This window comes from Bacillus sp. ABP14 (genome assembly GCF_001831375.1).
GTDB classification, from domain to species: domain Bacteria; phylum Bacillota; class Bacilli; order Bacillales; family Bacillaceae_G; genus Bacillus_A; species Bacillus_A paranthracis.
Window position 1 is genome coordinate 1,826,660 of sequence record NZ_CP017016.1, and the last position, 26,503, is coordinate 1,853,162.

A 26,503-nucleotide genomic window follows, 5' to 3' on the forward strand; every position below is an offset into this window, starting at 1 on the left:
GAGGTTATTTCCTATTTTTGAATAACAATATTTCATGTTTGAATTTTAGAAATACATTTTTCTCTTGACAAAAAAATAACGAAATTATCCATTGGTTAATAGGACATTTTTTCGTAGAAAAGTCAAGTGTATAAAGAGAGAAACGATTATTTTATTGATGCAAAGATAAGTCTCATATTAAAAAAACACATTTTATCGATGAGAAAAATCTAATTCAAAAAAATACCAAAAGACATATTTCAGACAAAATGATGTCAATAATACGTCAAAAATCAGCTGAATTTACTATGCAGGTATATTATACAATTCGATTAACGAATAAAACACTACAGAAATAGTGAAAAGGTAAAAAATAGCATTACAATAGTTTGAAAAACTGAAACTTCGTATTTTTCGACAATACATACAAAATGTTTTTGTCTTTTCGTATTTCTTAATAATTGAGCTTGATAAGATTGCTCAATTAACTTTTATTATAAAAACTATGAAGGAAGTGATTGTAGTATGGAAACGCTCGAATTGGCACGAATACAATTCGCATCAACAACGATTTTCCATTACTTTTTTGTTCCGCTGTCTATTGGTTTAGCTTTTATCATTGCGTTAATGCAAACGTTATATGTGGTAAAGGGACAAGAAATTTATAAGAAGATGACGAAGTTTTGGACACAAATATTCCTTGTTAACTTTGCGGTAGGTGTAGTAACTGGTATTTTACAAGAATTCCAGTTTGGTATGAACTGGTCAACCTATTCACGTTTCGTAGGTGATGTGTTTGGTCCATCACTTGCGATTGAAGGTTTATTAGCATTTTTCATTGAGTCTACATTTTTAGGTTTATGGGTATTCGGTGAGGATAAATTACCGAAGCGAATTCACCTTTTATGTATTTGGCTCCTTTCAATTGGAACAATGTTATCAGCATTTTGGATTTTAACTGCAAGTGCATTTATGCAATCACCGGTAGGATATGAAATGGCAGCCGATGGACGTGCACAAATGAATGATTTCTTAGCGATCATTCAAAATCCACAATTATGGGTACAATTCCCGCATACCATTACAGCGGCAATTGCAACGGGTGCATTCTTTATTGCAGGTGTGAGTGCATGGAAAATAACGAAAGCCCAAGAAACGGAAGTGTTTAAAAAATCATTCCGCATTTCTATCATTGTTGGAACACTTACAACGGCGCTAGTATTATTCTTCGGTCATGCGCAAGCGCAACAATTAATCAAAACACACCCAATGAAAATGGCGGCTGCTGAAGCGTTATGGAATACGAGTGAAGATCCAGCGCCATTTACCGTATTTGCGAAAATTGATGCAGAGAAGAAAGAAAATTCGTTTGAAATTCAAATCCCGTATATGCTAAGTCTATTATCATATGATAAATTTAGCGGTCAAGTAGAAGGAATGAATCAAATTCAAAAGCAATATGAAGAAAAATATGGGCCTGGAGATTATATTCCACCAGTACACACGATGTTCTGGAGCTTTAGAGCGATGGTAATGAGTGGAACATTTATGCTTCTTCTAGGAGCGTACGGATGGTTCTTATCAAGAAAAGATCGATTAGCTGAAAAAACTTGGTATTTAAAATTAATGGTGTATGCAATTTCACTACCGTTTATCGGTAATACAGTAGGATGGATTATGACTGAAATGGGACGTCAGCCTTGGGTAGTTTTCGGTGTTATGAAAACGGAAGATGCTGTATCTCCAAATGTTACGTTCGGAGAAGTATTATTCTCTTTAGTTTCGTTCACATCATTATATTTAATTATAGGTGGAATTACAGTTTACTTATTCGTTCGTATTATTAAAGGACATGAGAATAAGAAAGCGAAACAGGATTCTCAAAGCCATGATCCATTTGATAAGGAGGATGAGTATGTTATCTCTTAATGAGTTGTGGTTTATTATTATTGCAGTTTTATTCGTTGGCTTCTTTGTACTTGAAGGTTTCGATTTCGGTGTAGGTATAGTTTCAAGGTTTTTAGGAGAAAACGATTTAGAGAAAAGAATATATTTAAATACAATTGGTCCGTTTTGGCACGCGAATGAAGTATGGCTTGTTTGTGCTGGTGGCGCTATGTTTGCGGCATTCCCGCATTGGTATGCAACTTTATTTAGTGGGTTTTACATTCCGTTTGTATTTATGCTTCTTGCTTTAATTATTAGAGGTGTTTCCTTTAAATTCCGTGCGAAAATAGATAATCATAAATGGAAAGGCTTTTGGGATTGGGGTATGTTTTTAGGAAGTTTACTACCGCCTATCCTTTGGGGAGTGGCCATTGCTAACTTTATGGTAGGTATTCCAATTGATGAGACGAAAAATGCTGTAGGTGGATTCTTACAATTACTTCATCCATTTGCATTACTTGGAGGAGTTATGTTCCTTCTGTTATGTATTGTTCACGGATTGCAATTCCTGACTATACGTACAACTGGTAAGTTAAGAGAACGTGCACGTATTGCTGCACTGAAAATTGCACCGCTTGCAATTATAGCACTTCTTATTTTTGCCGGTGTAGGGTTATGGAAAACAGATATTTTCACTGGTCATGGTACAGAGTGGATTATGGTTCCAATCGGAGCTTTTGTAGCGTTATGTGCGTCAACATTATTAAACAAAAGAAGAAGAGATGGTTGGGCTTTCTTTATGACAAGTTTAACAATCATTTTACTAAGTGCAAGTGTGTTTGCTGGCATGTTCCCACGTGTCTTAATTAGCTCGTTAGGGTCAATATACGATTTGACAATTTATAATGCAGCATCAGGAGATTATGCACTAAAACTGATGACGTATTTTTCAATTGCTATATTGCCATTTGTTTTGGGAAGTCAAATATGGAGTTTCTATGTGTTTAGACAACCTGTTAAGTCAGATAAAGATTTGGAGTACTAATGAAAAGAAAAAGAGGACTTCCGTCGTATCCTGGTAGCCGAGTTTTATATGTAGTGCTAACAATCATTAGCATGTTAGAAGCTTTTAGTATTATTGCACAAACAGTGTTTTTAGCGAGGGCTATTACGTTTTTATTTCAGGGAGAAGCAGTGCAATCTATGTTAAATGAAACAGTTTATTTTGGAATCACGTTTGCAGTACGTCATTTGCTAGTTCGAATGTCACAAATATTAGTGGAACGTTTCGCTGAAAAAACAGGATCGCTACTGAGAAAACAATTAATAGAGGCGTATTTTACATTAGGTCCACGGTATGTTCAAACCGCTGGAACAGGTCATCTGGTTACCTTATCGATAGAAGGTATTGAGAAATTTAAAACATATATTGAATTAACAATTCCTAAAATGATTAGAAGTAGTATCGTACCCGGACTAATCGTACTATATGTTTTTACGCTAGATATTGAGTCTGGAATTATTTTAGTTGTAACGATCCCTATCGTAATTATATTTATGATTCTACTCGGATTAGCAGCGCAGAAAATGGCGGATAGTCAGTATGAGACATATCGTGTACTTTCTAATCATTTTGTAGATACGTTAAAAGGGTTAGAAACATTAAAGTATTTAGGTCAAAGTAAACAACACGAAGGAAAGATTGAAAAAGTAAGTAAAAGATATAGAAAAGCAACGATGCGTACTTTGCGAGTTGCTTTTCTTTCTTCATTTGCATTAGATTTCTTTACGAGTTTATCAATTGCATTTGTAGCGGTCGGATTAGGGATACGTTTAATAGATGGAACAATTGTACTATTACCAGCCCTTACGATTTTAATTTTAGCTCCCGAATATTTCTTACCGATTAAACAAGTTGGAGCAAATTATCATGCTACGTTAGATGGACAACTTGCAATGGAACAAATAGAAGAGATTTTACAGCGACAAAAAGAAATAGGGAAGAAAGAATCTAATGTAGATCTAATATGGAATTCCTCTAGTAACTTGAAATTACAAGATGTAAAAGTAAAGAATGATGAATCTGAAAAAGCTATATTAGAGGAAATTGATTTTACTTGGAAAGGCACTGGCGCTATAGGTGTAATTGGTGAAAGTGGAGCAGGGAAATCAACGTTAATCGACGTATTAGCTGGATTTTTAACTCCTTCGGGTGGAAAGATGATTGTAAATGGTGTGGAAATTGACTGGTCTACTCGTGAAGAGTGGCAAAAGAATATTGCTTATATTCCGCAGCAACCTTATATTTTCCCGCTTTCATTAAAAGATAACATTTGTTTCTATGAAACAAATACAACTGATGAAGAAGTGGAAAGAGTTATGAATGAAGTCGGTCTTCGTTCACTCGTTACATCACTTCCAAATGGAATGTACGAAAGAATTGGAGAAGGTGGGCGTATGCTTAGTGGCGGACAAGAACAGCGTGTCGCAATGGCGCGAGCCCTTTTAAGTAAAAAGCCAATTATTTTATTAGACGAGCCTACGGCACATCTTGATATTGAAACTGAATTTGAAATAAAGCAAGCGATGTTACGTCTGTTTGAAGGTAAGTTAGTATTTCTTGCAACACATCGTCTTCACTGGATGAAACAAATGGATCATATTCTTATTTTAAATAAAGGGAAAATGATAGAAAGCGGAACGTATGAAGAACTTGTAAAGAATGAAGCATTACATTTTCGCAGGAAAGAGAGGGGATAGAGATGAGTAACTGGATTAAACCGTATATAGAGCAAAATAAAGGTAGAATGACTGTAACTATTTTCCTTGGTCTTCTTGGAGTTAGTTCAGGTGCGATGCTTCTTTTCATTTCAGGTTATTTAATCTCTAAATCTGCTCTTAGACCAGAAAATGTAATGGCTGTATATGTTCCTGTCGTTGCAACACGTGCGTTTAGTATAGGACAAGCGGTATTTCATTATGTAGAGCGTTTAGTTGGACACGATGTTGTATTACGCATATTAGAAAAGATGAGAACGAAACTATATGGGATAGTAGAGCCACAGGCATTATTTTTCCGTTCACGATTTCAAACGGGCGATATGTTAGGCGTATTATCCGAAGATATAGAGCATTTACAAAACCTATATTTACGTACAATATTTCCTAGCATATTAGCATTAGTTGTATATAGCATATTCGTACTTGTTATCGGTACATTTGACGTAGTGTTTGCACTTATTGCAGCATGTATGTTGGCTACTATCGTTTTTCTTCTTCCATTTATATCATTACTTTTAATGAAGAAACATCATGTTACTTTAAAACAAGGAAGAAACCGTTTGTACCAACAACTAACAGATGCTGTTTTTGGATTATCTGATTGGCAAGCAAGTGGTAGAAAAGATGAATTTATTGATAAGTATGTAGAGCAAAATGCTCAGTTGTTAAAAACGGAAAAAAGAATGAAGCGCTGGAATCATATTCGGGACAGTATTATTCAATTAGTAGTGGGTATTGTAGTTGTTTCAATGATTATATGGACTGGAAATGAGGCGGCGAGTGAACAGATTGCTCCTACCGTTATTGCGGCTTTCGTCTTAATGACGTTATCTGTCACAAACGCGTTAATTCCTCTGTCAGATGCTATCGATCGAATTCCATCATATGTAGAATCCGCTCATCGTCTCAATCAAGTAGAAGGTAATGGTGTTTTACAGGATGAAAAGGAATTACCTAGAGATAAAGATTATGTTGCACCAAAACATATAGACATTGAATTAAATCATGTATCGTATAGTTACCCACATAGTAATGAATTTGTATTGAAAGACGTATCATTACAAATAAAAGCAGGAAAAAAAATCGCCATTTTAGGAAGAAGCGGAACTGGAAAATCTACTTTGTTAAAATTGTTAACAGGTGCACTAAGCCCATTACATGGTGAAGTTTTATTGAATAGTGAACATGCTCATACGAATCTTTTATCAAAATATATTTCTGTATTGAATCAAAAGCCGCATCTATTCGATACGACAATTGGAAATAATGTTCGAATCGGCAAACCAGAGGCTACGGATGAAGAGATATGGAAAGCTTTAGAGAAAGCACAATTAGCTTCGCATATTGCTACTCTTCCAGATGGATTACAAACAAAAATGCATGAAATGGGAAAAAGGTTTTCTGGCGGGGAGAGACAACGAGTTGCTTTTGCTAGAACGCTAATGCAAGAAGCACCAATCATTGTACTTGATGAGCCGACGATAGGCTTAGATCCAAAGACAGAATTGTCTTTAATAGAAACAATGTTTTCTGCAACGGAAGAAAAGACAGTAATTTGGATTACGCACCATCTTGTAGGAATTGAACATGTAGATGAAGTTATCTTCCTTGATCGTGGTAAAATTGTGATGCAAGGAAGTCATGAACAACTTCTGAAAGAAAATGAGAAGTATCGAAAGCTTTATGAGTTAGATAAAGGAATATAGTTTGAATAAGTAATAATTGTGAAAATAGCTACGCCTAATGGTGCAGCTATTTTTGTTTTGAAATGAATATTCTATTCTTCTTTCATGTTGGATTGCAGATGTATATGATTGTTACGAATGAAAAATGGATTTCATATTATACATATAATGGAGGGGATATACATGAAGGAGCAGTATAAAATTATTGTTTTCTGTGATGAATTATCAGGGGGAAGGATTCAAAATGCATTAGACAAAAATAAATGTAAAACAATCGTTCATGTTGTAGACGTTTCAGCTATTGTTCAAATAGAAAATTCTTTTCAATATATAGTCATTTGGAGAATGGACGCAGAAAAACTTACAAATGAATTGATAAATAGGGGCGTGCAAAGTTCAAAAATTATTAATTTAATAAAATACATGTATGAATGGAGGAATAAATTAATTTCTATCTATCAAATAAATCCGGATCTTATGTCTTTATATATTGCTATGAAAAAAGCAAAGAGTGATCCAACGTATGAATTGTTTGCGACGGGCTTGTCTTATCCGCATTGTGGCATAAGTACGGAGATCCTCTCAAAAAAGTCAATAAAATTTACACTTCCATCGCAAGACCTGTACTATGATTATTTAATAGCGTCACAACTGCTATCAAACGATCATTCCTTTCAATATTGTTTGATAGGAATAGCCTATTTCTCTTTTTACTTTGACATGTCGTTATCATCTGAAGCATATAGAATTCACAAAGTATATTATCCATTGTTTCAAGACGGTCATCATACTGTAGTGCATTCTCCTCTACCCACTGATGGATTCTCACATCTAGATACCCCGAAACCACTTTCTTCTATTTTTAATTTGCATTTTGAATATATTTTATTAGACGAACTAAAAGATGAATCATTGATATTGCCCTGGATAAATGCTGAATGGAATATCACTCCTCTTCACATTCCTTTTGAAGAACACGGAAAAATAAGAGCAGCTTCACATGCTAAATTGTCATATCCTCATACTTTAGTTGAAAATAAAACAATTTTTAAAACATATTTAGAATTACTTTTAAAACATGATATAAAACCACTAATTGTTGTATTCCCTGTTACTTCACATTATTTCAATTGTAGTAGTAAGAAATTAAAAGAAGATTTTTATAAAGTTATAAACGACTTTCAAGCTCAATATTCTTTTGAAATTATAGATTTATTTGATTCACCATTATTTTGTGATGAAGATTTTTATGATAGTGATCATTTGAATAAAAAAGGTGCAAATAAAATGTCCATGTTATTAAATATGTTTATTCAGGAACGAAAAGTATGATATTTCGTTTCATGTCTGCATAAAAGTATATAGGCTCCATTCGGTTAAAGTGATGTGATTTTTGTGTCGCGTATATAAATAATATGCGAAGAGGTGAGAGAGTAAAATGAAAACTCGTATTGAAAGAACTGAAGAGGTGGTAGATCAACTTCCTTTGGTAAGTGTTTTAATTCCTACATATAATCGTCCTCGCTTTTTTGAAGAGGCGTTATGTAGTGTGCTGGAACAAACGTACCCTAATATAGAAATTATAGTTGGAGATGATAGTACGAATGACGAAACAGAAAAGGTGTTACAAAAATACTTATGTGATCATTCAAATATTATTTATATAAAAAACAGTTCAACTCTCGGACAATTTGAAAATGCACTCATGTTATTTCATGAAGCGAACGGTGAGTATATAAATTTTTTAATGGATGATGATATCTTTCATGTGGATAAAATTGAAAAAATGATGAAGTGTTTTTTCAATGATTTAGATAATGAAATTAAGCTTGTAACATCTCATCGTCAAGTAATTGATGAAAAAGGGAAAGAACTACGACATATTTATTCAACTGTCCGTTTATTTGAAGAGGATACGATTATAGAGGGAACAGAATTAGCAAATAGGGTAATTGTGGATCAAAAAAATTATATTGGAGAACCGACAACAGTTTTATTTCGTAAAAATGATTTACAAGAACCGTATGGGATTTTTGATAAGAGGAGGTATCTTTGTAACGTAGATATAGCTTCATGGTTATCTTTATTAAGTAAAGGAAAAGCAGTATATATAGCAGAGACACTTAGTTACTTTCGATTACATCCAGATCAACAGTTAAATGAATCTAATAAAATGATGGATGGGTTAGAAGATTTTTCACACAGTATTATAGCAGGCGAAAAATATGGTTTCTTATCCAGTGAAAAAGAGTTAGACAAAGCAATAACTAATTTTCTAGATTATGCAAGAAGGATAGTTCCATCATCGATACTATATACATTAGACTATTACCAAAAAATTAGAGCGAAGAAAATAAACATAGAAAAGAAAAAACAACATATAAATAATAATTCTTCTTTACCGAAAGTAAGTATACTTATTCCTGCGTACAATAGACCTTATTACTTGGAATTAGCACTCAACAGCGCTCTCAATCAAACATATGAAAATATTGAAATTATTATTTCTGACGACAGTACAAATAATGAAGTCAATGCTATGATTCAACCGTACTTACGTGAATATGAGTGTATTACATATGTTAAAAATGAAACGCCGTTAGTTGCCGAAAACTTTAATAAGTGTGTAGAACTTGCGAATGGGGACTATATAAACTTTTTATTAGATGATGATTTATTTCATCATGAAAAGATCGAGAGAATGATGAAATACTTTTTGACGTTAGAAAATATTTCATTTGTGACGTCATATCGTGAACTGATTGATGAGAATGGAGAGATATTACCACCTTCAACATTAAATATGAAAATCGCGAAAGAAACTACACTTTTTGAAGGAAAAGAATTAGGGAATTATATGTTAAAAAACTTGAAAAATGTAGTTGGTGAGCCGACAACTGTTTTATTTAATCGGAATTTGTTTGACGGGAAGTTTGGATATTTTAAAGGGAAGGCTTATTCTGCTATTAATGACATTGCAACTTGGCTAGACATGATGAGGAAAGGAAAAGTAGTTTATATACAAGAACCTCTTAGTTATTTTAGACAACATAGTGGACAAAATCAAAAACAAATGCATTTTATTTTAATGACAATTGAAGAATGGATTGAATTAATTATTGATGCATATAATAGTGGGTTTTTAAGTTCTGAAAGAGATTATAAAGAGAGCTTATCCTATTGTTTAGAGAATGCGGGATTTATAGTTAAGGATGCAGTAAGAAATGGAGAACTAGATCAAATTTATAATGAAAAGATTAAAAAGGGGTTAAACAAACTAGTTGCCCATATGTTTGAGAAAGAATGTTGTTATTGTCAATATTGCAATCAACAATTTGAAAAATTTTCACCTTGGCCGGCAGATTATGATTTTCCAAAATATAAATTTGAGATGTGGAATAAAGATACAGGGATATGTCCAGTTTGTAGTTCGATGGATCGTGAAAGGTTGTATCGTGTGTACATTGAAACGGAAACGGACTTGTTAAGTAGAAAATATACTATGCTTCATATTGCACCTGAAGCGAATGCAAGAGATTGGTTTAACGAGTATAAAAATATTACGTATGTATGTGGGGATTTAGAGCCAAAGGATCCATTAATGAAGGAAATTGATGTTACAAGCATTACATATGATAGTAATACTTTTGATGTAATTTTATGTAGCCACGTATTAGAACATGTTCTTGATGATGGCAAAGCAATGCGAGAGTTATATAGGGTTCTAAAACCAGGTGGATGGGGAATTATTCAAGTACCCATCGTAATGAATGTGGATTCTATTATAGAGAATGAATTAATTGTAACTCCACAATTGAGGAAATTAGCTTTTGGTCAAGAAGATCATGTGAGAATTTATAATCAATCAGGGTTCATTCAACGATTAATGAATGCGGGATTTAAAGTGGAATTATATAACCTAGCTGAAAAACAAGGGATGAAAAGTGCTAGGAAATTTGGATTATCTGAAACAGATATGCTCTATATTGTCCGAAAATGATAGGAAGGAATAGATAGATATGGAGAATATTCCTTTTTTACGTGCTTCAACTGTACCTGTAATTGAGTATTTGGATGAATTGAAGGAAATTGATACATCTCACATATATACGAATTACGGACCTATAAATCAACGTTTTGAACAAACAATTATGTCGGGATTTTTTCAGAACAGGGGAGCTGTTACAACAGTAGCAAACGCAACGTTAGGGTTAATGGCGGCCATTCAACTTAAGAAAAGAAAAAAAGGAAAATATGCTCTCATGCCTAGTTTTACATTCCCAGCGACTCCATTAGCGGCTATTTGGTCAGGATTGGAACCTTATTTTATTGATATCTCAATAGATGATTGGTATATGGATAAAACAGTACTTTTGGATAAGATTGAAGAATTAAAAGAAGAGGTTGCGATTGTTGTTCCGTACGCCACTTTTGGATCATGGATGAACTTAGAAGACTATGAAGAATTAGAGAAGAGGGGTGTTCCGGTTGTCGTAGATGCGGCACCGGGATTCGGATTAATGAATGGAAGTGTGCATTATGGACAGGATTTTAGTGGAATGATCGTATATAGTTTTCATGCAACAAAGCCTTTCGGAATTGGTGAAGGAGGGCTCATATATAGTAAAAATGAAGAAGATATACAACGTATTAAAAGGATGGGTAATTTCGGATTTGATACAAACCGTGAATGTACGATGATGGGGTTTAATTGTAAAATGTCTGAATATGCAGCTGCTATCGGGATTGCGACTATGAAAAAATGGGATGAAAAATTAAAAGAACGCACCCGTATTTCTGAATGTTATAAACAATTGTTACAAAGTAATGGATTAATGAAAAAAGGGTGGCAAGTCCAAAAGACAGAGGCAGTTATTCAACAATTTATGCCTATTCTTTGTCCAGAAGAAGTTCGCAACATACAAGTAATAGAAGAACTGAAAAAACAGAAAATAGAAGCTAGATTATACTTTTCGCCATCATGCCACCAACAAGTTCTTTTTAGAAACTATAAGTCTACAGATTTAACAACAACGAATAAAATAGCAAAACGAATAGTAAGTTTACCTTTATGGGAAGGAATGACGGAAGAAATAGTAGAACAAATTGTAATCTGTTTAGGACAGAAGGTGGTGTCGGCAGATGAATAGTTTTTATAGTCAAGAAGAACTAAAGAAGATTGGATTTTTATCTGTTGGGAAAAATGTATTGATTAGTAAAAAAGCAAGTATATATAATCCAGGTGTTATATCAGTTGGTAATCATGTAAGAATTGATGATTTTTGCATTTTAAGTGGCAAAATCACAATTGGAAGTTATTCGCATATATCAGCGTATACAGCGTTATATGGAGGAGAAGTTGGAATTGAAATGCATGACTTTGCAAATATCTCAGCTAAAACAATCGTATATGCAGTACTTGATGATTTCAGTGGAAATACTTTAATGGGGCCAACTGTCCCGAATCAATATAGGAATGTGGAAACAGAAAAAGTTATTTTTAAAAAACATGCGATTATTGGTGCTAATTCTATTATTTTTCCAAATGTAATTGTAGGAGAAGGTACGGCAGTCGGTGCGATGAGTATGGTAAAAGAGAGTTTAGATGATTGGTATATTTACGCTGGAGTTCCCGTAAGGAAAGTAAAACCTCGTCAAAAAAAGATGCTAGAGTTAGAAATTGATTTTTTAAAAAGCATTCATTCTTAACAAAAAAGAATGAATGCTTTTTATTTTTATCCCGCTATTTGCCGATAAAGAGTCGACTTGTGAGGGCTAATTAAAGTTTCACTTTATGATAGAGCAGAGTGTATCTTAACTTATGATGTTTTAAATTTTGCTGACCAAGGCAATACTGAGCCATAGTGAATGTAAAGTTGGAGGGCGAGCGTATATGTTTGATGAGGATGGGATTGTTTTAATTATGGAACCAGCTGATGAAAGAAACTTGAGGAGATTTATTTTTTCAGTGCCAAAGTCAGTGTATGAAAAGAAGGGGCTTACATTACACTATGGAACAGCTATAGGACAAGGGTATATGGATATAATTGAAGATATTATAAGCGTACATATAGAAATAGATGTTGTAACGATAATAGGGCATGTAAGAGGGTAAATAGCTATTTGAAAAAGGTTATAAACAATTTAGCTAGAAGTTATGTATAGAGAAAATTACAGACAATTATAAGTACGAAGGGGGTCTAAAATGAAAATAAAATCAATTGTATTAGTATTCATAGTTTCAATTGGTTTAATGGGATGTTCAATAGTGGAAGAAGGAAAGAACTCCATAGATTATGCTCAAAAGGCGACAGACTATGTAAATGAAATAAGTGCATTTGCAAATGATGCACCAGCATTAGCAGAAAAGGCCGTTAATGATAGCGAGGCTCGAAAAGAATTAGAAACGAAGCTTAGTGAAATTAAACAAGATATACCCGCATTCAATGAATTAACGCCACCTGATGTAGCAAAGGATCTTCATCAACAAATCGTCGGATATAACGAAAAGTTAAATACGTTAATTGATACGGCGAAGACAAAGATAGAAGAAGGCAAAGTGGATGTAGAGCAATTTAAAAACTCTGAGCTTATGCAGACGGTAGATCAAGTTCGAGATTTGAAAGATAAAGTGCAAAATTTAGGTCAATAGTAAAAAGCTCCGTTTGTGATAAACGGAGCTTTTTACTATTGGATACAATAAACGATTACACCAACGATAATAATCATGTTGCCGATGAGTTTACGTTTCGTTATTTTTTCTCCTAGGAAATACCAACCAAAAATTAATATGATGATATAACTTAAGGATTCTAATGCTGATGCTTGTTTTAATGCCATGCCCTTCATGGCGATAACATTTAATCCAGCGTTAATTACAAATAAAGAGTAGCCGATAATAACATAAGGATTCACATATTCTTTTATTCTAGAATCGTATTGTTGCAAAGTAGCTTTTTTTAATAATATTTGTGAGTAATTAGCTAAAATTATCCCGAAAATAAATAATAACATATAACTATTCATCTTTTGTCACCACCACAATTCCGACGATAATAATAGCTGCACCAAGTAAATGATTCCACTGAATCGTATCTCCAAATAGAAATACTGACCAAAGCATTGACCATAGTATAATAATCCCGCGATGTGAATATGCTTTTGATATTTCGAAATGTTTAATTACTTGTTGCCATAAAATTGCATATCCAAATAAAAGTATAACTAGTCCGAAATAAGCAATAAAAAATGAGATGGAAGCAATGGGAAATTTAGCCGCCCATTTCATGTAAACCATAATGATAGAATATATCAAAAAAGCTACATGTAAAAATAAGTAATTTTTAATAGTTGGTTTCATTTATTCACTCTCTTTTGCATATAAATATATATTTATACCTAATTTTTCTAATGATAGATATTGGAACGTATTGAGTTTAATCTTTCACATTCCAAATTATATAGTATCATGGCTTTTATTGTAAAACAATAAAAGCCATGTATTCATTTTTTCCAAGATTCTATAATATGTATCGTTTTATTTGTTGCATCCAACTCTACTTGAACACCGATAGGTATGGTAATCATTGGATGTGTATGGCAACAATCGAAGTCTGCTAGAAAAGGAATTCTTTGATTTTGAAGTACTTCTAATAGTATTTCAAAAGGTTTTCGATTTGTACCACAATCATCAAATTGCTCATGTTTTCCAAGAATAATACCTGAAATTTTATCAAATACACCGTTAATTTTAAGTAATGAAAAGCTTCTTTCAATAGTAGCTGCATCTTTTGAGCTATCCTCAATAAATAGAATATCGCCTTCTTGAATACATGGCATAAAAGAGCTGCCCCAAATTCCTTGGATTGTATTTAAGTTGCCGCCAATTATCCGTCCGGTAGCTTGTCCATTTGTTACAGAAATCCAATTATTTGGTCTAAGTTCTTTTTCTTTCGTTTTCTCTTCCCAATTAATAAATTCGTCTGACCAAAATAAAGGTTGTTTTATGTTGTAAGGAAGTGCTTGATCATGCAGTAATGTTTCTACAAAATATTTGTATGTATCATCTACAAAAGGCTCAAATTCTCCAAAGGAGGGAACGAGTGCCGGGCCGTAAAATGTAGGGAGTCCTGTTTTTGCATAAATTCCTAGTAATAAAGCAGTTGCATCTGAATACCCAATCATTATTTTAGGGTTATTTAGAAAAGCATCATAATCAATATAAGGTAATAAGGAATTTGAATTCATGCCACCAATTGTTGACATGATACAAGAAACATTAGGATTTCTTATTAAAGCATTTAGTTCCTCAGCACGCTCTTGTATACTACCCGAACGATAATAATCATATCGACCTGTTAGTGAACCTTCTAATATATGAAATCCTTTCTGTTGTAAGTAAGATTTCGCTCGTTCAAATCTTTTAGGAGAAGTGTAGGTTACTGGAGAAGAAGGTGAGTAAATCCCAATTGTGTCTCCGTATTTTAATGATTTTGGAAGTGGCATTTGTATGAATCCCTTCTATTAATAGTTTTATTCATAAGGATTTATCATTAAATATTCTTATATTTCGGTATTGTTATTGTAACATACATGTATTGAAATAATAATTGCTGTAGATGAATAAATATGCTTTTTACCTTGACGATATAAAGGGAAAGTTGTTATGGTTAAATGTGAGTGTATAAAAGGTTTGTTAAAGGAGTTTTGAAATGAAGCGGTTAAAATGGGGAAGGCTGACAGTCCTATTAGTCATTGTTTTAGGGATATGTTGGTTCTTATTCCAAGGAACTCAAAAGAGTGCAACAAGTATAGAGGGACAACCTTTACAAGTGGCAGAACTACCTAAAACAGGATTAGTTGAAAAAGTAGTCCCACCAAAGTACATACCACCGGAAATTGATGCAAAAGCAGCTATGATTATTGATGCGAGTAATGGAGATATTATTTATCAACATAATGAAAATGAGGCTTTTGCGCCAGCAAGTATGTCTAAGATGATGACAGCATATCTTCTATTAGAAAATGTACATAATGGGAAAGTTCGCTGGGAAGATCCGGTGAAAATGAGTGCGAAAGCGGCACAAACAGAGGGAGCGAGAATCCCAGTACAAGTTAATGACACATTAACTGTTAAAGATTTATATCATGCATTAATGATTGAGTCAGCTAATAATTCAGCTGTGGCTTTAGCAGAACATATGGCAAAATCGGAGAAAGATTTCGTTCAGCTTATGAATGCAAAAGCGAAACAGTTAAAAATGTCGGAACATGCTAAATTTGCAAATGCTTCTGGATTACAAGAGCCAGATGGAAGTGAAACAAAAATGACGGCTGGTGATATAGCAAACTTGGCGTATCATCTTATAAAAGATTACCCAGAAATATTAGAAGTGACTCACTTACGTCAAAGTCAGTTAGCATTTAATAATATTAATGTTATAAGTACAAATGATATGTTAAACAAAAATAATAAAGCTTTATATATAGAAGGAATAGACGGATTAAAAACAGGATTTACAGATAGCGCAGGGTATTGTTTTACGGGTACAGCAAAACAAGGTGATACTCGTATTATTACAGTTGTTATGGGAACAAAAGGTAAAACAAAGCGTTTTACAGAGACGAATAAGCTAATGTCTTATGCATTTGGTTTAGTTAATTAAGTGAAATACTGAGTTGGATCATCATATAAGAAAGGCAATTTGTTGTTACGTACTATCGGTAACAACAAATTGCCTTTTATTTTTTAGCACTAATAAAGTAAAAAGGTAAAAAATGTGAGTGTTATTATTTGAGTTTATTATTGTTTGTTTATATTATAAAGTTAGAAACTTATTAATGATAAGTTTTGAGGGGCATATGATGTGTACATAGGAAAAAGCCTCAAATGAAAATTGGAGGGAATTATGATGGCAAAAGATTTTTACTCAGCGATTGAAGACAGAAGATCTATTTACGCAATTAGTAAAGAACAAGTAGTTTCTGATGAAAAAATTCAAGAAGTGATTTATCATGCTGTAAAACATACACCTTCAGCTTTTAACTCTCAGAGCGCTCGCGTTGTCGTCTTGTTAGGAGAACAACATGATAAGTTATGGGATATTACGAAAGAAACGTTACGAAAAATTGTACCTGAAAATAACTTTGCATCTACTGAAGAAAAAATGAATGCATTTAAAAGTGGTTATGGAACGGTTTTATATTTTGAAGATAGTGAAGTGGTGGAACAACTGCAAGAAAAATTTGCATTATACAAAGAGAACTTTCCAATTTGGTCTCAGCAATCCTCTGGAATGTTACAATTTGCAATTTGGACAGCTTTGGAAATTGAAGGGTTTGGTGCTACATTGCAACATTACAATCCATTAATTGATGAAGAAGTGAGAAAAGAATGGGGAGTTCCAGAAAATTGGAAGCTTATTGCGCAAATGCCGTTTGGTAAACCGGTTGTACCTGCAGGTGAAAAAGAATACCAGCCTTTAGAAAACCGTGTGAAAATTTATAAATAATGTAGGAACGAGTGGGGGAATTGTTTATCCCCCACTAATTATTATTTGAACCAATCGGGGTTTTGCTACTTATAAAAAGGTGAACAGGGATACAACCTGTTCACCTTTTTATAAGTAGTAAGGATTTTTTTGATAGGAATTTTTCATCTGATTTTTTAATTCGTTTTTACGTGTTTCAATAGTTGATATTTTTTGTAAGGTAATAATTGAAACGAATTGAAAAAAAGCATAGTACAGTTCTATATTTTTATTTATAGGATCATCTATTATGTTTTTCATAAATATACCTCCCTTTTGATTCCACTATTTGCAAGCAATAAAACGCTCATCTTAAAATTCAGTTGCTTTCCGTGTAGGGTAAATAAAATGTGTATAGCTTAAAACGCTACTATATATATGATAATATAAATACCCTATAAATTCCATAGACGGTTAAAAATGGGTAGCGGAATGTGTACTTTCGTCAAATTAGAACAGAATTTTTGAAGTTAAATCTTACAAATCGTCAAATCTTTTAAAAGTGATAGATAGTATCAAAAATAGTTTTCTAAAAATATTATACTATTGATAAAAAAAGTGTTTTTTGTCATGATAAGAGTATACTTCATAGGAGGAACTATACTAGGAAATACATTCTTTGCATTGTGTTAGATGAATAGAATTTTTTTAAGTGGATAGAAAATATATACTAAGATAATGAATGGTATGTCGAATTTTCAATAAAATACATAAGAAATATAAAAAAAGCATTGCAAAAAGAGTAAATTTAATGGTAAAGTTCACATGAAGTTCACACAGATTTCACTTCGCTCGTTTAAAATGAACTCTGTGTGAAAAATAAAACTCTTGTTAAAAAATGGAACTTAATGAATATTTTACTTTGATAATATTGTAAAGTATTAAGTTTATAAGTTTTTTTTAAGAGGATAGTAGGGAAAGGAAGTAAAGACAACTTATGAAAAAAGTAATTGCAGGTTTAGCAGCAGCTTCAGTAGCAGGTGTTGCAGTTCCAGGTATGGATTCTGCTCATGCACAAGTTTCAAACGAAGCGCTAAAAGAAATTAATGGACAAACTCAAACACAAACGACTGTAACTGAAACAAAAACTGTAGAAACAAAATCCGACTTAAAATACACAGTAACTGCTGATGTATTAAATGTTCGTTCAGGTGCTGGTACAGGACATAGCGTTATTTCTAAAGTAAAACAAGGTCAAGTACTACAAGTAATTGGACAAGAAAACGGTTGGTTCAAAGTAACTGTAAACGGTCAAACTGGTTATGTAAGTGGTGACTTCGTAACGACTGGTGGTAAAACAGGAACTACTGTTCAACAAGGAACTGGTACTTACACAGTAAACGTTTCTTCACTTAACGTACGTACAGGCCCAAGTACATCTCATACAGTATTAGGCTCTGTAAATAAAGGTAAAACAGTACAAGTTGTTGGTGAAGTACAAGATTGGTTTAAAATCAACTTCAATGGTGGAACTGGATACGTAAGCAAAGACTTCGTAACAAAAGGTGGTTCTGCTGTATCTAACCAAACACAACAACCAACTACAAACAACAATACTACTACAGTTCAAACTGGTGGTTCTTATGTTGTTAACACTGGTGCTTTAAAAGTACGTACAGGCCCAGCTACATACAACGCTGTAATCGGTGGTGTAACAAACGGTACAGTATTAAACGTTACTGGCGCTGAAAATGGTTGGTACAAAATTAACCATAACGGCCGCACAGGTTACGTAAGTGCAGACTTCGTTAAGTTTGTAAAAGGCGGAGTAAACAACGTTACAAATAACAATAACGTTACAAATAACGTTCAACAACCAGGTAAAGACGTACAAAAACCAACAACTGGTGGAGATACATCTTCAATCGCTGGATTCGCTAAATCATTAAATGGTTCACCATACAGAACAGCTGGTACAACACCTGCTGGTTTTGATTGCAGTGGATTCATTCACTACGTATTAAATCAAACTGGTCATAAAGGCGCTCGTCAAACAGTTGCTGGATACTGGAGTTCTAAAACAAAAACTAGCAATCCACAACCAGGTGATTTAGTATACTTCCAAAACACTTATAAATCAGGTCCTTCTCACATGGGTGTTTACTTAGGAAACGGTCAGTTCATTAGTGCAGAAACTGATGCAACTGGTGTACGTATTAGTTCTGTAAGTAACTCTTACTGGAGCAAGCACCTATTAGGTTACACAAAAGCATACTAAGAAAAAGTAGATTATATACTTTTCGTATAGAGAAAAGGCTTTCCAGGGAAACTTGGGAAGCCTTTTTATAGTTTAATAAATTGGGATGTAATAGTTTTTACTGTAACTTCCCGTTTAAAAATCGAGCGTATAGATCATGAAAGTAGTTGGGACGGAATAAGTTTGCTGCATGTCCTGCTAACGGTATTTCTTTATATAAAACGTTAGGAAGAATGGACTTTAAATCAAAAAGACAAGATTTATAGAGATGATCATGTTCGCCCATTACCCATAGAATAGGGTGGGGAAGTGATTTTAATTTAGATTTTAAATCGAATTCTAACCGATGACGTAATGATTGAGCAATAATTGATGAATGTAATTGCAATCCGAACCGATAATAAATATTTCTTGAAATGACTGCGAACGGATTTGCCTTTAGTATGCCACTTGGAAAAATGGTATTTGCGTATTGAGAGAGCCATTTAGAGTAATCGTCTCCTCGCTTCTCCCAAAACTTTTGAAATACGTTATATAAAAGGGAAGGGTTATTATAATGTCCACCAATATGACAAATGCTCAAAACTTTTTCTGGATGCATTTGTGCAAAAATGGTAGAGATATAACAGCCGTAGCTTAAAGCGCAAATATGAGCTTTTTGAATGCCTTCTTTTTTGTATAAATTCAATAATTGATCAACGAGACGCTGTAATGAAAATTCGATAGCTTCTCCTTTATCATCGCCGTGACCTAATAAGTCATAAGTGATAATGTTGTAAGAGGCGGAAAATCGTTTATGCTCTTTTTTGAAAGCACGACGATTGCCGACTAAACCATGAATAAAAATAATTGTTTCCTTTTTAGAATGTATATTTGTTTGCAAAAAGGATACTCCTTTCAATAACTGGAGATTTATATAGTATTGTAAATTAGTTATCTATCATTCACATAGAACAATATTAAGTACCAGGTAATAATATCAGATATTTATATCTGTTGTAAAGATGAGTTTTTATGTATATTTTGTAAAAATAGAAAAAGTGTGTTTACATTCAGTTTACATTTGTATTGTATTCTATTTTTAGAAAGAACAGTTTTGTTTAACACGAGGAGATGACAGAAATGGAAGTTAGAAATGAAATAAAGAAAAAAGGGAGTTGGAGGCAGTTTTTACGCCTTATTCAAGATACAAATCCTCCGAAAGGGATTCTTGTTTTTGCGTTATTCATGAGTTTGCTTTCTACGGGAGCGAGTTTATTTATTCCGATGTTAACAAAAGGATTAGTAGATAATTTTTCACTTTCGTCAATTAGTACAGGACAAATTGTTGGGCTAGTTGCATTCTTTATTATGCAAACTATAGCTGCAGGATTATCTATATATTTACTAAATTATATAGGACAGAAGATTGTAGCCGGACTGAGAGAACGTTTGTGGAAAAAGGTACTTATATTGCCAGTATCTTATTATGATCAAAATAGAACAGGCGATACAATTAGCCGAATGACAAATGATACAGGTGTTGTGAAGACATTAATTTCTGAGCATTTGTCAAATTTATTAACAGGCGGTATTTCAATTGTCGGATCATTAATCGTATTATTTGTTTTAGATTGGAAAATGACACTTTTACTTTTAACGGTTATTCCATTATCAGTACTGATCTTAGTTCCACTAGGACGAAAAATGTATAAGATTTCAAAAGCACTTCAAGATGAAACTGCTTCTTTTACAAGTGTGCTAACGCAAGTATTATCAGAAATTCGTTTAGTGAAATCTTCGAACACAGAAAAAAGAGAATATGAAACTGGAAATAAAGGTATCGAGAAGTTATTGCAATTTGGTTTGAAAGAGGGAAAAGTGCAAGCGTTAATTTCACCAGTTATGTCGTTTGTTTTAATGGCATTGCTTGTTATTATCGTAGGATATGGCGGGATGCGAGTTTCTAGCGGTGCATTAACAACTGGGGAACTAGTAGCGTTTATTTTATATTTAGTTCAAATTATAATGCCGATGAGTCAATTATCTATGTTCTTTACACAATTCCAAAAGGCAATTGGTGCAACGGAAAGAATTAATACAATTTTAGAGTATGAAGTAGAAGATCATGAAACTGGTGTGAAGGTTACAAATGCTAAGCAGCCAATCGTTCTTGAAAATGTATATTTCGAGTATAACGAAGAAGAGCAAGTGTTAAAGAATATTGATTTCACAATTGAATCAGGAAAAGTAACAGCAATCGTAGGGCCAAGTGGTAGCGGGAAAACGACATTATTTTCACTATTAGAACGTTTTTATGAGCCAACTAGCGGTGCTATTAAATTAGGGAAAGATGCAATTACGAACTATTCATTACAATCATGGCGACGTCAAATCGGTTACGTTTCACAAGATAGTCCGTTAATTGATGGAACGATTCGGGATAACATTTGCTACGGTGTTAAGGGAGAAGTGACAGATGAAGAAATTGAAAAAGTAGCAGCGATGGCATATGTGGATGCATTTATTCATGACTTGCCAAATGGATATGAAACAGAAGTTGGAGAACGTGGTGTGAAACTTTCTGGAGGACAAAGACAGCGAATTGCCATTGCCCGAGCGTTACTTCGAAATCCACAAATTCTTATGTTAGATGAAGCAACTTCTAGTTTAGATAGTAAATCAGAGTCTGTCGTTCAAAAGGCATTAAATAACTTAATGAAAGGCAGAACAACGTTAGTTATTGCACATAGACTTTCTACTGTAGTAGATGCAGATAAAATTATCTTTATAGAAAAAGGGAATCTTACAGGTAGTGGTACACATGATGAATTGTTACGCACACATGACATGTATCGTGAATTTGCAACGCAACAATTGAAAATTAAAGAGGGCGTATTATAAAATGAATCATCAGTGGGGCTTATACTCCGCTGGTGATTCATTTTTAAAAGTTATATAAAAGATGCTACGTAGAAAGGAGAGGTTTTCTTTGCTACCAAAAATTTTAATAGTAGATGACGATCCACATATTAGAGAACTTGTTTCTGTATTTTTAGAGAGGGAAGGATTTCAAACATATGAAGCAATTGATGGTCTAGATGCACTTCAAAAAATAGATGAAGTGAAAGTTGATATGGTTATTCTTGATATCATGATGCCGAATATGGATGGATTTGATGTATGTTTTGAATTAAGAAAATACTATGATATTCCGATTTTGATGCTAACTGCTAAAGGAGAAACATCTCAAAAAGTAAAAGGGTTTCATCTTGGTACGGATGATTATCTTGTAAAACCATTTGATCCGATAGAACTAGTAGTGAGGGTTAAGGCGTTATTGAAACGTTACCAAATTACAGTGTCGCAATCAATTCAAGTTGGAACTGTACTGTTAAATCGTAAAACATTTGAAGTTACAATTGGAGAACAAACGGTTACGTTACCGTTAAAAGAATTCGAATTGCTCTTTACTTTAGGCTCTAAAGCGGGGAGAACTTGTTCGAGAGAGCAATTAATTGAAGATGTATGGGGATATGATTTTGAAGGGAATGAACGCACACTAGACGTTCATATAAATCGGTTACGTGAGAAGTTTCAAGAAGAGAAGTCGAAATTTAGTATTAAAACAATAAGGGGTTTAGGATATCGCTTAGAGGTAAGTAAATGAGAAAAAGAGAACGAATGAGTAAATTCAAGATGCTGAAAGTAACGGGAGCGATAATAGCACTCTTTTCTTTTCTTACTATTATTTGGTCTACAGCATTTTATGTATTATCTAGTATATTGGATGCCCTTGCAATACATTTATCTCCTTTTGTTACCTACCTCATTAGTGACATACTCAGTTTTATATTTATGATTCTTCTTTGGATATTAATTGCAGTATTAATGAGACCGAAGCGAGAGGCGATGATTTGGACTATTATTGAACCGATACAAAAAATTGCAAAAGGGGACTTCTCCGTAAAAATACGAAATGAAGAGAAATATGATGGAGAAATTGGTGTGCTCGTAAAAAGCATAAATGATATGACAGATGAACTGAATGCGATGGAGAAAATGCGCCAGGAATTTGTATCGAATGTTTCTCATGAAATACAGTCACCATTAACTTCTATAAAAGGATTTGCTAGAGCACTACAAGACGATAATCTTTCCGAGGAAAAAAGAAAGCATTACCTTACCATTATTGAAACGGAAACAACGAGATTATCTAAACTAAGTCAAAATTTACTGAAACTAACTCTTTTAGAGTCGGAAGAATATACACCAGAAAGGACGACTTATCGATTAGATCAGCAGTTAAAGCAAATTGTGTTAAATAGTGAACCGCTCTGGGCTGAAAAAGAAATTGAATTAGACCTTGATTTAGAAAAAGTACAAATAAATGCCGATCAAGAAAGTATGAGTCAAGTTTGGATTAATTTAATTCATAATAGTATTAAATTTACTCCAAGTAGCGGTACGATTTCGATCAAGCTAAAAGAATATGAGACATTAGTGGAAGTGCGCATTCGTGATTCGGGGATTGGGATATCTGAGGAACAGAAACAACATATTTTTGAACGTTTTTATAAAGCGGACTCTTCACGAAATCGTGCTTATGGAGGAAGTGGCTTAGGCTTGGCCATTGTAAAAAAGGTACTCGACCTTCATCAAGGAGAAATAAAAGTCGAGAGTGAGGAAGGGAATGGGACGGAATTTATTGTTTGTATTCCGAATTAGGAAGAGAAATAGTGTTAGGAGGAAACCCTTCTAACACTATTTCTCTTTAAAAACACATTTCCCGTTAATGCAACTATATTGATAAGCTTTTCCTTCGTTATTCATACGGTATGAGTAGTCTGATGCTATATCTTTCTTAAAGTCAACATATGCCTCTGCACCGTTTTTATCGTCATCGATATCAACGAATTGAACATGGCGTATAGAATAATCTTTCTTTTCACTTAAACCTCTTTCTTGTAAGTTTGTATGAATACCGTCTACTAACTCGTCAAACAATGACCAGTTTAAATTAAGATTTTCAAATGACTCAGTATGTCTTCCTAAAATACCGTTGTCTTGTATTATTTTATTATTATCGTATGTATAAGAGTATGTAAAATAAGGTTCGTCTTTATATACGACTTCCGCATAATAGCCGATATTATAAAGAGGAGTATATTTTCCGGTTATACTTTGTATTTCTTTTTGCTTATATCCTTTTATAGTATGGAGATATTCGTCAGTATCTTTTTCTATTACTTTATAATGTAGTGGATTACCAAATATAAAGTACATAGCTAAAAATATGATACATAGTCCGACTGCAGTTAGTGGCAAGAACCATTTTTTTCTTTTCATATACATACACCCTCCTATGTGGGGTTTGTTTCTATTTTACATGAATTATGGAAAAAACATGATAATTATAAATAAAAAATCCCTATAGTTACCTACAAGTAACCTACGCACATGAAAGTGCATCATTGCCTTTTTACATAAACATAGATACAATTTTAATATAATACATAACTGAGATGATTAAGGAGTGTTATACTTGGCAGAATTATTACAAGGCAAAAATGCTTTAATTACAGGAGCAGGTAGAGGGATTGGTCGTGCTGTAGCGATCGCTTTAGCGAAAGAGGGCGTAAATGTCGGTCTTTTAGCTCGTTCAGAAGAAAACTTAAAAGCTGTAGCGAAAGAAGTAGAAGCAGAAGGCGTAAAAGCTGTTATTGCGACTGCTGATGTTTCCTCATATGAAGAAGTGACTACTGCGATTGAGACGTTAAAAAACGGTTTAGGATCTATCGATATTTTAATTAATAACGCTGGTATTTCTAAGTTCGGTAAGTTTTTAGAACTAGACGTTGCTGATTGGGAAAAAATCATTCAAGTAAACTTAATGGGTGTATACTATGCAACTCGTGCAGCTTTACCAAGCATGATTGAACAACAATCTGGTGATATCATTAACATTTCATCTACAGCGGGACAAAAAGGTGCACCTGTAACAAGTGCATATAGTGCTTCTAAATTTGGTGTTCTTGGCTTAACAGAATCGTTAGCGATGGAAGTTCGTAAACATAACATTCGCGTAACTGCTTTAACTCCAAGTACAGTAGCAACAGATATGGCTGTAGATTTAGGATTAACTGACGGAAATCCTGATAAAGTAATGCAAGCAGAAGATATTGCAGAGTTTATCGTAGCGCAGCTGAAATTAAATAAACGTACATTTATTAAATCAGCGGGACTTTGGTCTACTAATCCGTAAGGGATAAATGTATAAACAAAAGAAGGGATATTTATTCTATAATGGAGTAAATGTCCCTTCTTTATTTTTCTGTTTATAAGACGGAATTTTCGGTATAATCAAATATAGATAGTAGAAAAGTATGGTATTTACATGAGTACGATTGAGAAATGGACGGCTGTTGATCAATATGTGAGTGATGTGAGGAGGAAAAAGGGATGAAAAAGAAATTTCAAAAATTATAACATGTATCGTATGCAACACAGCTAGCTCGTGGGCCTCCAACATACTTGAAAAGATAAGTTTATATTAAAAATTGGAGGTCAGGAATAGATGAGAACTGAAAAAGAAATGTTAGACTTAATTATAAATACAGCAAAAGAGGATGAAAGAATTCGAGCTGTCATTATGAATGGGTCGCGTGTAAATCCATATGTGAAAAGAGATTGTTTTCAAGACTATGATATTATGTATGTTGTAAAAGATATACAATCCTTTATGTCTAATCATAATTGGATTCATAGATTTGGAGAAATAATGATTGTACAAATGCCGGAAGAAATGTCATTAGTTCCACCAGATGGAGACGGAAAGTTTCCTTATTTAATGCAGTTCATGGATGGGAATCGGATTGATTTAACACTAGTGCCAGTTGAATTAATAAATAATTTCGTTGGACAAGATAGTTTAAGTAAGTTACTTCTCGATAAAGATAATTGTATAGAAGAATTCCCGCCAGCAAGCGATAAAGATTACTTAATAAAAAAGCCTACAAAAAAAGAGTTTTTAGATTGCTGTAATGAATTTTGGTGGTGTAGTACGAATGTGGCAAAAGGATTATGGAGAGAAGAGCTTTCTTATGCGAAAGGAATGCTTGATGGTCCAGTGCGAGATATGTTCATCGTAATGCTAGAAGGGCATATTGGTATGAAAACAGACTTTACAGGTAATGCAGGGAAGTTTGGAAAGCATTTTGAACAGTATATGGAAAAAGATATGTGGGAGCAATTTAAAAGAACTTTTTCTAATGCAGAATATGAAAACATATGGGAGTCATTCTTTGTCATGGGTGATTTATTTAGGGAAGTGGCGAATGAAATTGCTAACACATATGGGTATCGATATCCGCAAGATGATGATGATAAAGTGACGAACTATTTAAAACACGTGAAAGCTTTGCCGAAAGGTAGTACATCAATTTATTAATAATAGTAAGCAGTAA

General features: G+C 33.6%; 24 protein-coding genes. 18 read left to right on the forward strand and 6 right to left on the reverse strand.

Annotated features, from left to right (window positions below):
* Positions 1 to 504 precede the first annotated feature (504 nt).
* From cydA to BGI23_RS09595, 10 genes are all read left to right on the forward strand, one after another.
* Positions 505 to 1,908: a cytochrome ubiquinol oxidase subunit I gene (gene cydA, locus BGI23_RS09550; protein WP_000448882.1), complete on the forward strand. Its 1,404-nt coding sequence runs from the start codon at positions 505 to 507 to the stop codon at positions 1,906 to 1,908.
* The gene (gene cydB / locus BGI23_RS09555) at positions 1,895 to 2,911 is read left to right on the forward strand and encodes a cytochrome d ubiquinol oxidase subunit II (protein ID WP_000950072.1); all 1,017 of its coding nucleotides are present in this window, start codon (positions 1,895 to 1,897) and stop codon (positions 2,909 to 2,911) included. Before cydA ends, cydB begins: the two co-directional genes overlap by 14 nt.
* Entirely contained in the window at positions 2,911 to 4,626 is a 1,716-nt protein-coding gene (gene cydD, locus BGI23_RS09560) for a thiol reductant ABC exporter subunit CydD (protein ID WP_070805793.1), read from the forward strand. Before cydB ends, cydD begins: the two co-directional genes overlap by 1 nt.
* Before the next feature lie 2 nt (positions 4,627 to 4,628).
* Positions 4,629 to 6,353, forward strand: coding sequence for a thiol reductant ABC exporter subunit CydC (gene cydC, locus BGI23_RS09565; protein WP_070805794.1), 1,725 nt, complete (start codon positions 4,629 to 4,631; stop codon positions 6,351 to 6,353).
* Positions 6,354 to 6,515: 162 nt separating this feature from the next.
* Positions 6,516 to 7,664 carry a hypothetical protein gene (locus BGI23_RS09570; protein WP_070805795.1) on the forward strand — a complete coding sequence of 383 codons (1,149 nt, stop codon included), beginning with the start codon at positions 6,516 to 6,518 and terminating at the stop codon, positions 7,662 to 7,664.
* Between the two features lie 106 nt (positions 7,665 to 7,770).
* Positions 7,771 to 10,332, forward strand: coding sequence for a glycosyltransferase (locus BGI23_RS09575; protein WP_070805796.1), 2,562 nt, complete (start codon positions 7,771 to 7,773; stop codon positions 10,330 to 10,332).
* A 19-nt stretch (positions 10,333 to 10,351) separates the two neighbouring features.
* Positions 10,352 to 11,482 carry an aminotransferase class I/II-fold pyridoxal phosphate-dependent enzyme gene (locus BGI23_RS09580; RefSeq protein ID WP_070805797.1) on the forward strand — a complete coding sequence of 377 codons (1,131 nt, stop codon included), beginning with the start codon at positions 10,352 to 10,354 and terminating at the stop codon, positions 11,480 to 11,482.
* A complete protein-coding gene (locus BGI23_RS09585; protein ID WP_070805798.1) occupies positions 11,475 to 12,041 on the forward strand; it encodes an acyltransferase in 567 nt (188 codons plus the stop codon). Before BGI23_RS09580 ends, BGI23_RS09585 begins: the two co-directional genes overlap by 8 nt.
* A 184-nt stretch (positions 12,042 to 12,225) precedes the next feature.
* Positions 12,226 to 12,447, forward strand: a complete 222-nt coding sequence (locus BGI23_RS09590; protein ID WP_000459099.1) for a hypothetical protein — start codon at positions 12,226 to 12,228, stop codon at positions 12,445 to 12,447.
* Between the two features lie 90 nt (positions 12,448 to 12,537).
* Complete coding sequence (locus BGI23_RS09595; RefSeq protein ID WP_000695229.1) at positions 12,538 to 12,984, forward strand: DUF6376 family protein; 447 nt, start codon at positions 12,538 to 12,540, stop codon at positions 12,982 to 12,984.
* A gap of 35 nt (positions 12,985 to 13,019) precedes the next feature.
* On the opposite strand, the gene BGI23_RS09600 is transcribed toward BGI23_RS09595, so the two are convergent.
* The 3 genes from BGI23_RS09600 to BGI23_RS09610 form a co-directional block, all read right to left on the reverse strand.
* On the reverse strand, positions 13,020 to 13,358 hold the full coding sequence (locus tag BGI23_RS09600) for an EamA family transporter (protein WP_001089868.1): 339 nt from the start codon (positions 13,356 to 13,358) through the stop codon (positions 13,020 to 13,022).
* Positions 13,351 to 13,692: an EamA family transporter gene (locus tag BGI23_RS09605; protein WP_000805122.1), complete on the reverse strand. Its 342-nt coding sequence runs from the start codon at positions 13,690 to 13,692 to the stop codon at positions 13,351 to 13,353. Before BGI23_RS09605 ends, BGI23_RS09600 begins: the two co-directional genes overlap by 8 nt.
* A 143-nt stretch (positions 13,693 to 13,835) precedes the next feature.
* Entirely contained in the window at positions 13,836 to 14,837 is a 1,002-nt protein-coding gene (locus BGI23_RS09610; protein WP_070805799.1) for a S66 family peptidase, read from the reverse strand.
* Between the two features lie 206 nt (positions 14,838 to 15,043).
* Between BGI23_RS09610 and BGI23_RS09615 the strand changes: the two genes are divergently transcribed.
* Positions 15,044 to 15,997 carry a D-alanyl-D-alanine carboxypeptidase family protein gene (locus BGI23_RS09615; protein ID WP_070805800.1) on the forward strand — a complete coding sequence of 318 codons (954 nt, stop codon included), beginning with the start codon at positions 15,044 to 15,046 and terminating at the stop codon, positions 15,995 to 15,997.
* A 243-nt stretch (positions 15,998 to 16,240) separates the two neighbouring features.
* Positions 16,241 to 16,843, forward strand: coding sequence for a nitroreductase family protein (locus BGI23_RS09620; RefSeq protein ID WP_172801680.1), 603 nt, complete (start codon positions 16,241 to 16,243; stop codon positions 16,841 to 16,843).
* Positions 16,844 to 16,951: 108 nt separating this feature from the next.
* On the opposite strand, the gene BGI23_RS09625 is transcribed toward BGI23_RS09620, so the two are convergent.
* A complete protein-coding gene (locus BGI23_RS09625; protein ID WP_011040231.1) occupies positions 16,952 to 17,122 on the reverse strand; it encodes a hypothetical protein in 171 nt (56 codons plus the stop codon).
* 676 nt (positions 17,123 to 17,798) lie between these two features.
* Between BGI23_RS09625 and entFM the strand changes: the two genes are divergently transcribed.
* Positions 17,799 to 19,079 carry an enterotoxin EntFM gene (gene entFM, locus BGI23_RS09630; RefSeq protein WP_070805802.1) on the forward strand — a complete coding sequence of 427 codons (1,281 nt, stop codon included), beginning with the start codon at positions 17,799 to 17,801 and terminating at the stop codon, positions 19,077 to 19,079.
* A 97-nt stretch (positions 19,080 to 19,176) separates the two neighbouring features.
* Here the strand turns inward: entFM and BGI23_RS09635 are convergent, their stop codons facing one another.
* Positions 19,177 to 19,941: an alpha/beta fold hydrolase gene (locus BGI23_RS09635; RefSeq protein WP_070805803.1), complete on the reverse strand. Its 765-nt coding sequence runs from the start codon at positions 19,939 to 19,941 to the stop codon at positions 19,177 to 19,179.
* Positions 19,942 to 20,180: 239 nt separating this feature from the next.
* Between BGI23_RS09635 and BGI23_RS09640 the strand changes: the two genes are divergently transcribed.
* From BGI23_RS09640 to hitS, 3 genes are all read left to right on the forward strand, one after another.
* Positions 20,181 to 21,941, forward strand: a complete 1,761-nt coding sequence (locus tag BGI23_RS09640) for an ABC transporter ATP-binding protein (protein ID WP_070805804.1) — start codon at positions 20,181 to 20,183, stop codon at positions 21,939 to 21,941.
* 88 nt (positions 21,942 to 22,029) lie between these two features.
* Complete coding sequence (gene hitR / locus BGI23_RS09645) at positions 22,030 to 22,707, forward strand: envelope stress response regulator transcription factor HitR (RefSeq protein WP_048557535.1); 678 nt, start codon at positions 22,030 to 22,032, stop codon at positions 22,705 to 22,707.
* Positions 22,704 to 23,765 carry an envelope stress sensor histidine kinase HitS gene (gene hitS, locus BGI23_RS09650; RefSeq protein WP_070805805.1) on the forward strand — a complete coding sequence of 354 codons (1,062 nt, stop codon included), beginning with the start codon at positions 22,704 to 22,706 and terminating at the stop codon, positions 23,763 to 23,765. Before hitR ends, hitS begins: the two co-directional genes overlap by 4 nt.
* A gap of 36 nt (positions 23,766 to 23,801) precedes the next feature.
* Here the strand turns inward: hitS and BGI23_RS09655 are convergent, their stop codons facing one another.
* Positions 23,802 to 24,386, reverse strand: a complete 585-nt coding sequence (locus BGI23_RS09655) for a DUF3139 domain-containing protein (RefSeq protein WP_070805806.1) — start codon at positions 24,384 to 24,386, stop codon at positions 23,802 to 23,804.
* Between the two features lie 196 nt (positions 24,387 to 24,582).
* Here BGI23_RS09655 and BGI23_RS09660 point away from each other — a divergent pair, with 196 nt between their 5' ends.
* Complete coding sequence (locus BGI23_RS09660; protein ID WP_000818985.1) at positions 24,583 to 25,302, forward strand: 3-ketoacyl-ACP reductase; 720 nt, start codon at positions 24,583 to 24,585, stop codon at positions 25,300 to 25,302.
* Between the two features lie 312 nt (positions 25,303 to 25,614).
* Positions 25,615 to 26,487: an aminoglycoside 6-adenylyltransferase gene (locus BGI23_RS09665; RefSeq protein ID WP_070805807.1), complete on the forward strand. Its 873-nt coding sequence runs from the start codon at positions 25,615 to 25,617 to the stop codon at positions 26,485 to 26,487.
* Positions 26,488 to 26,503 lie beyond the last annotated feature (16 nt).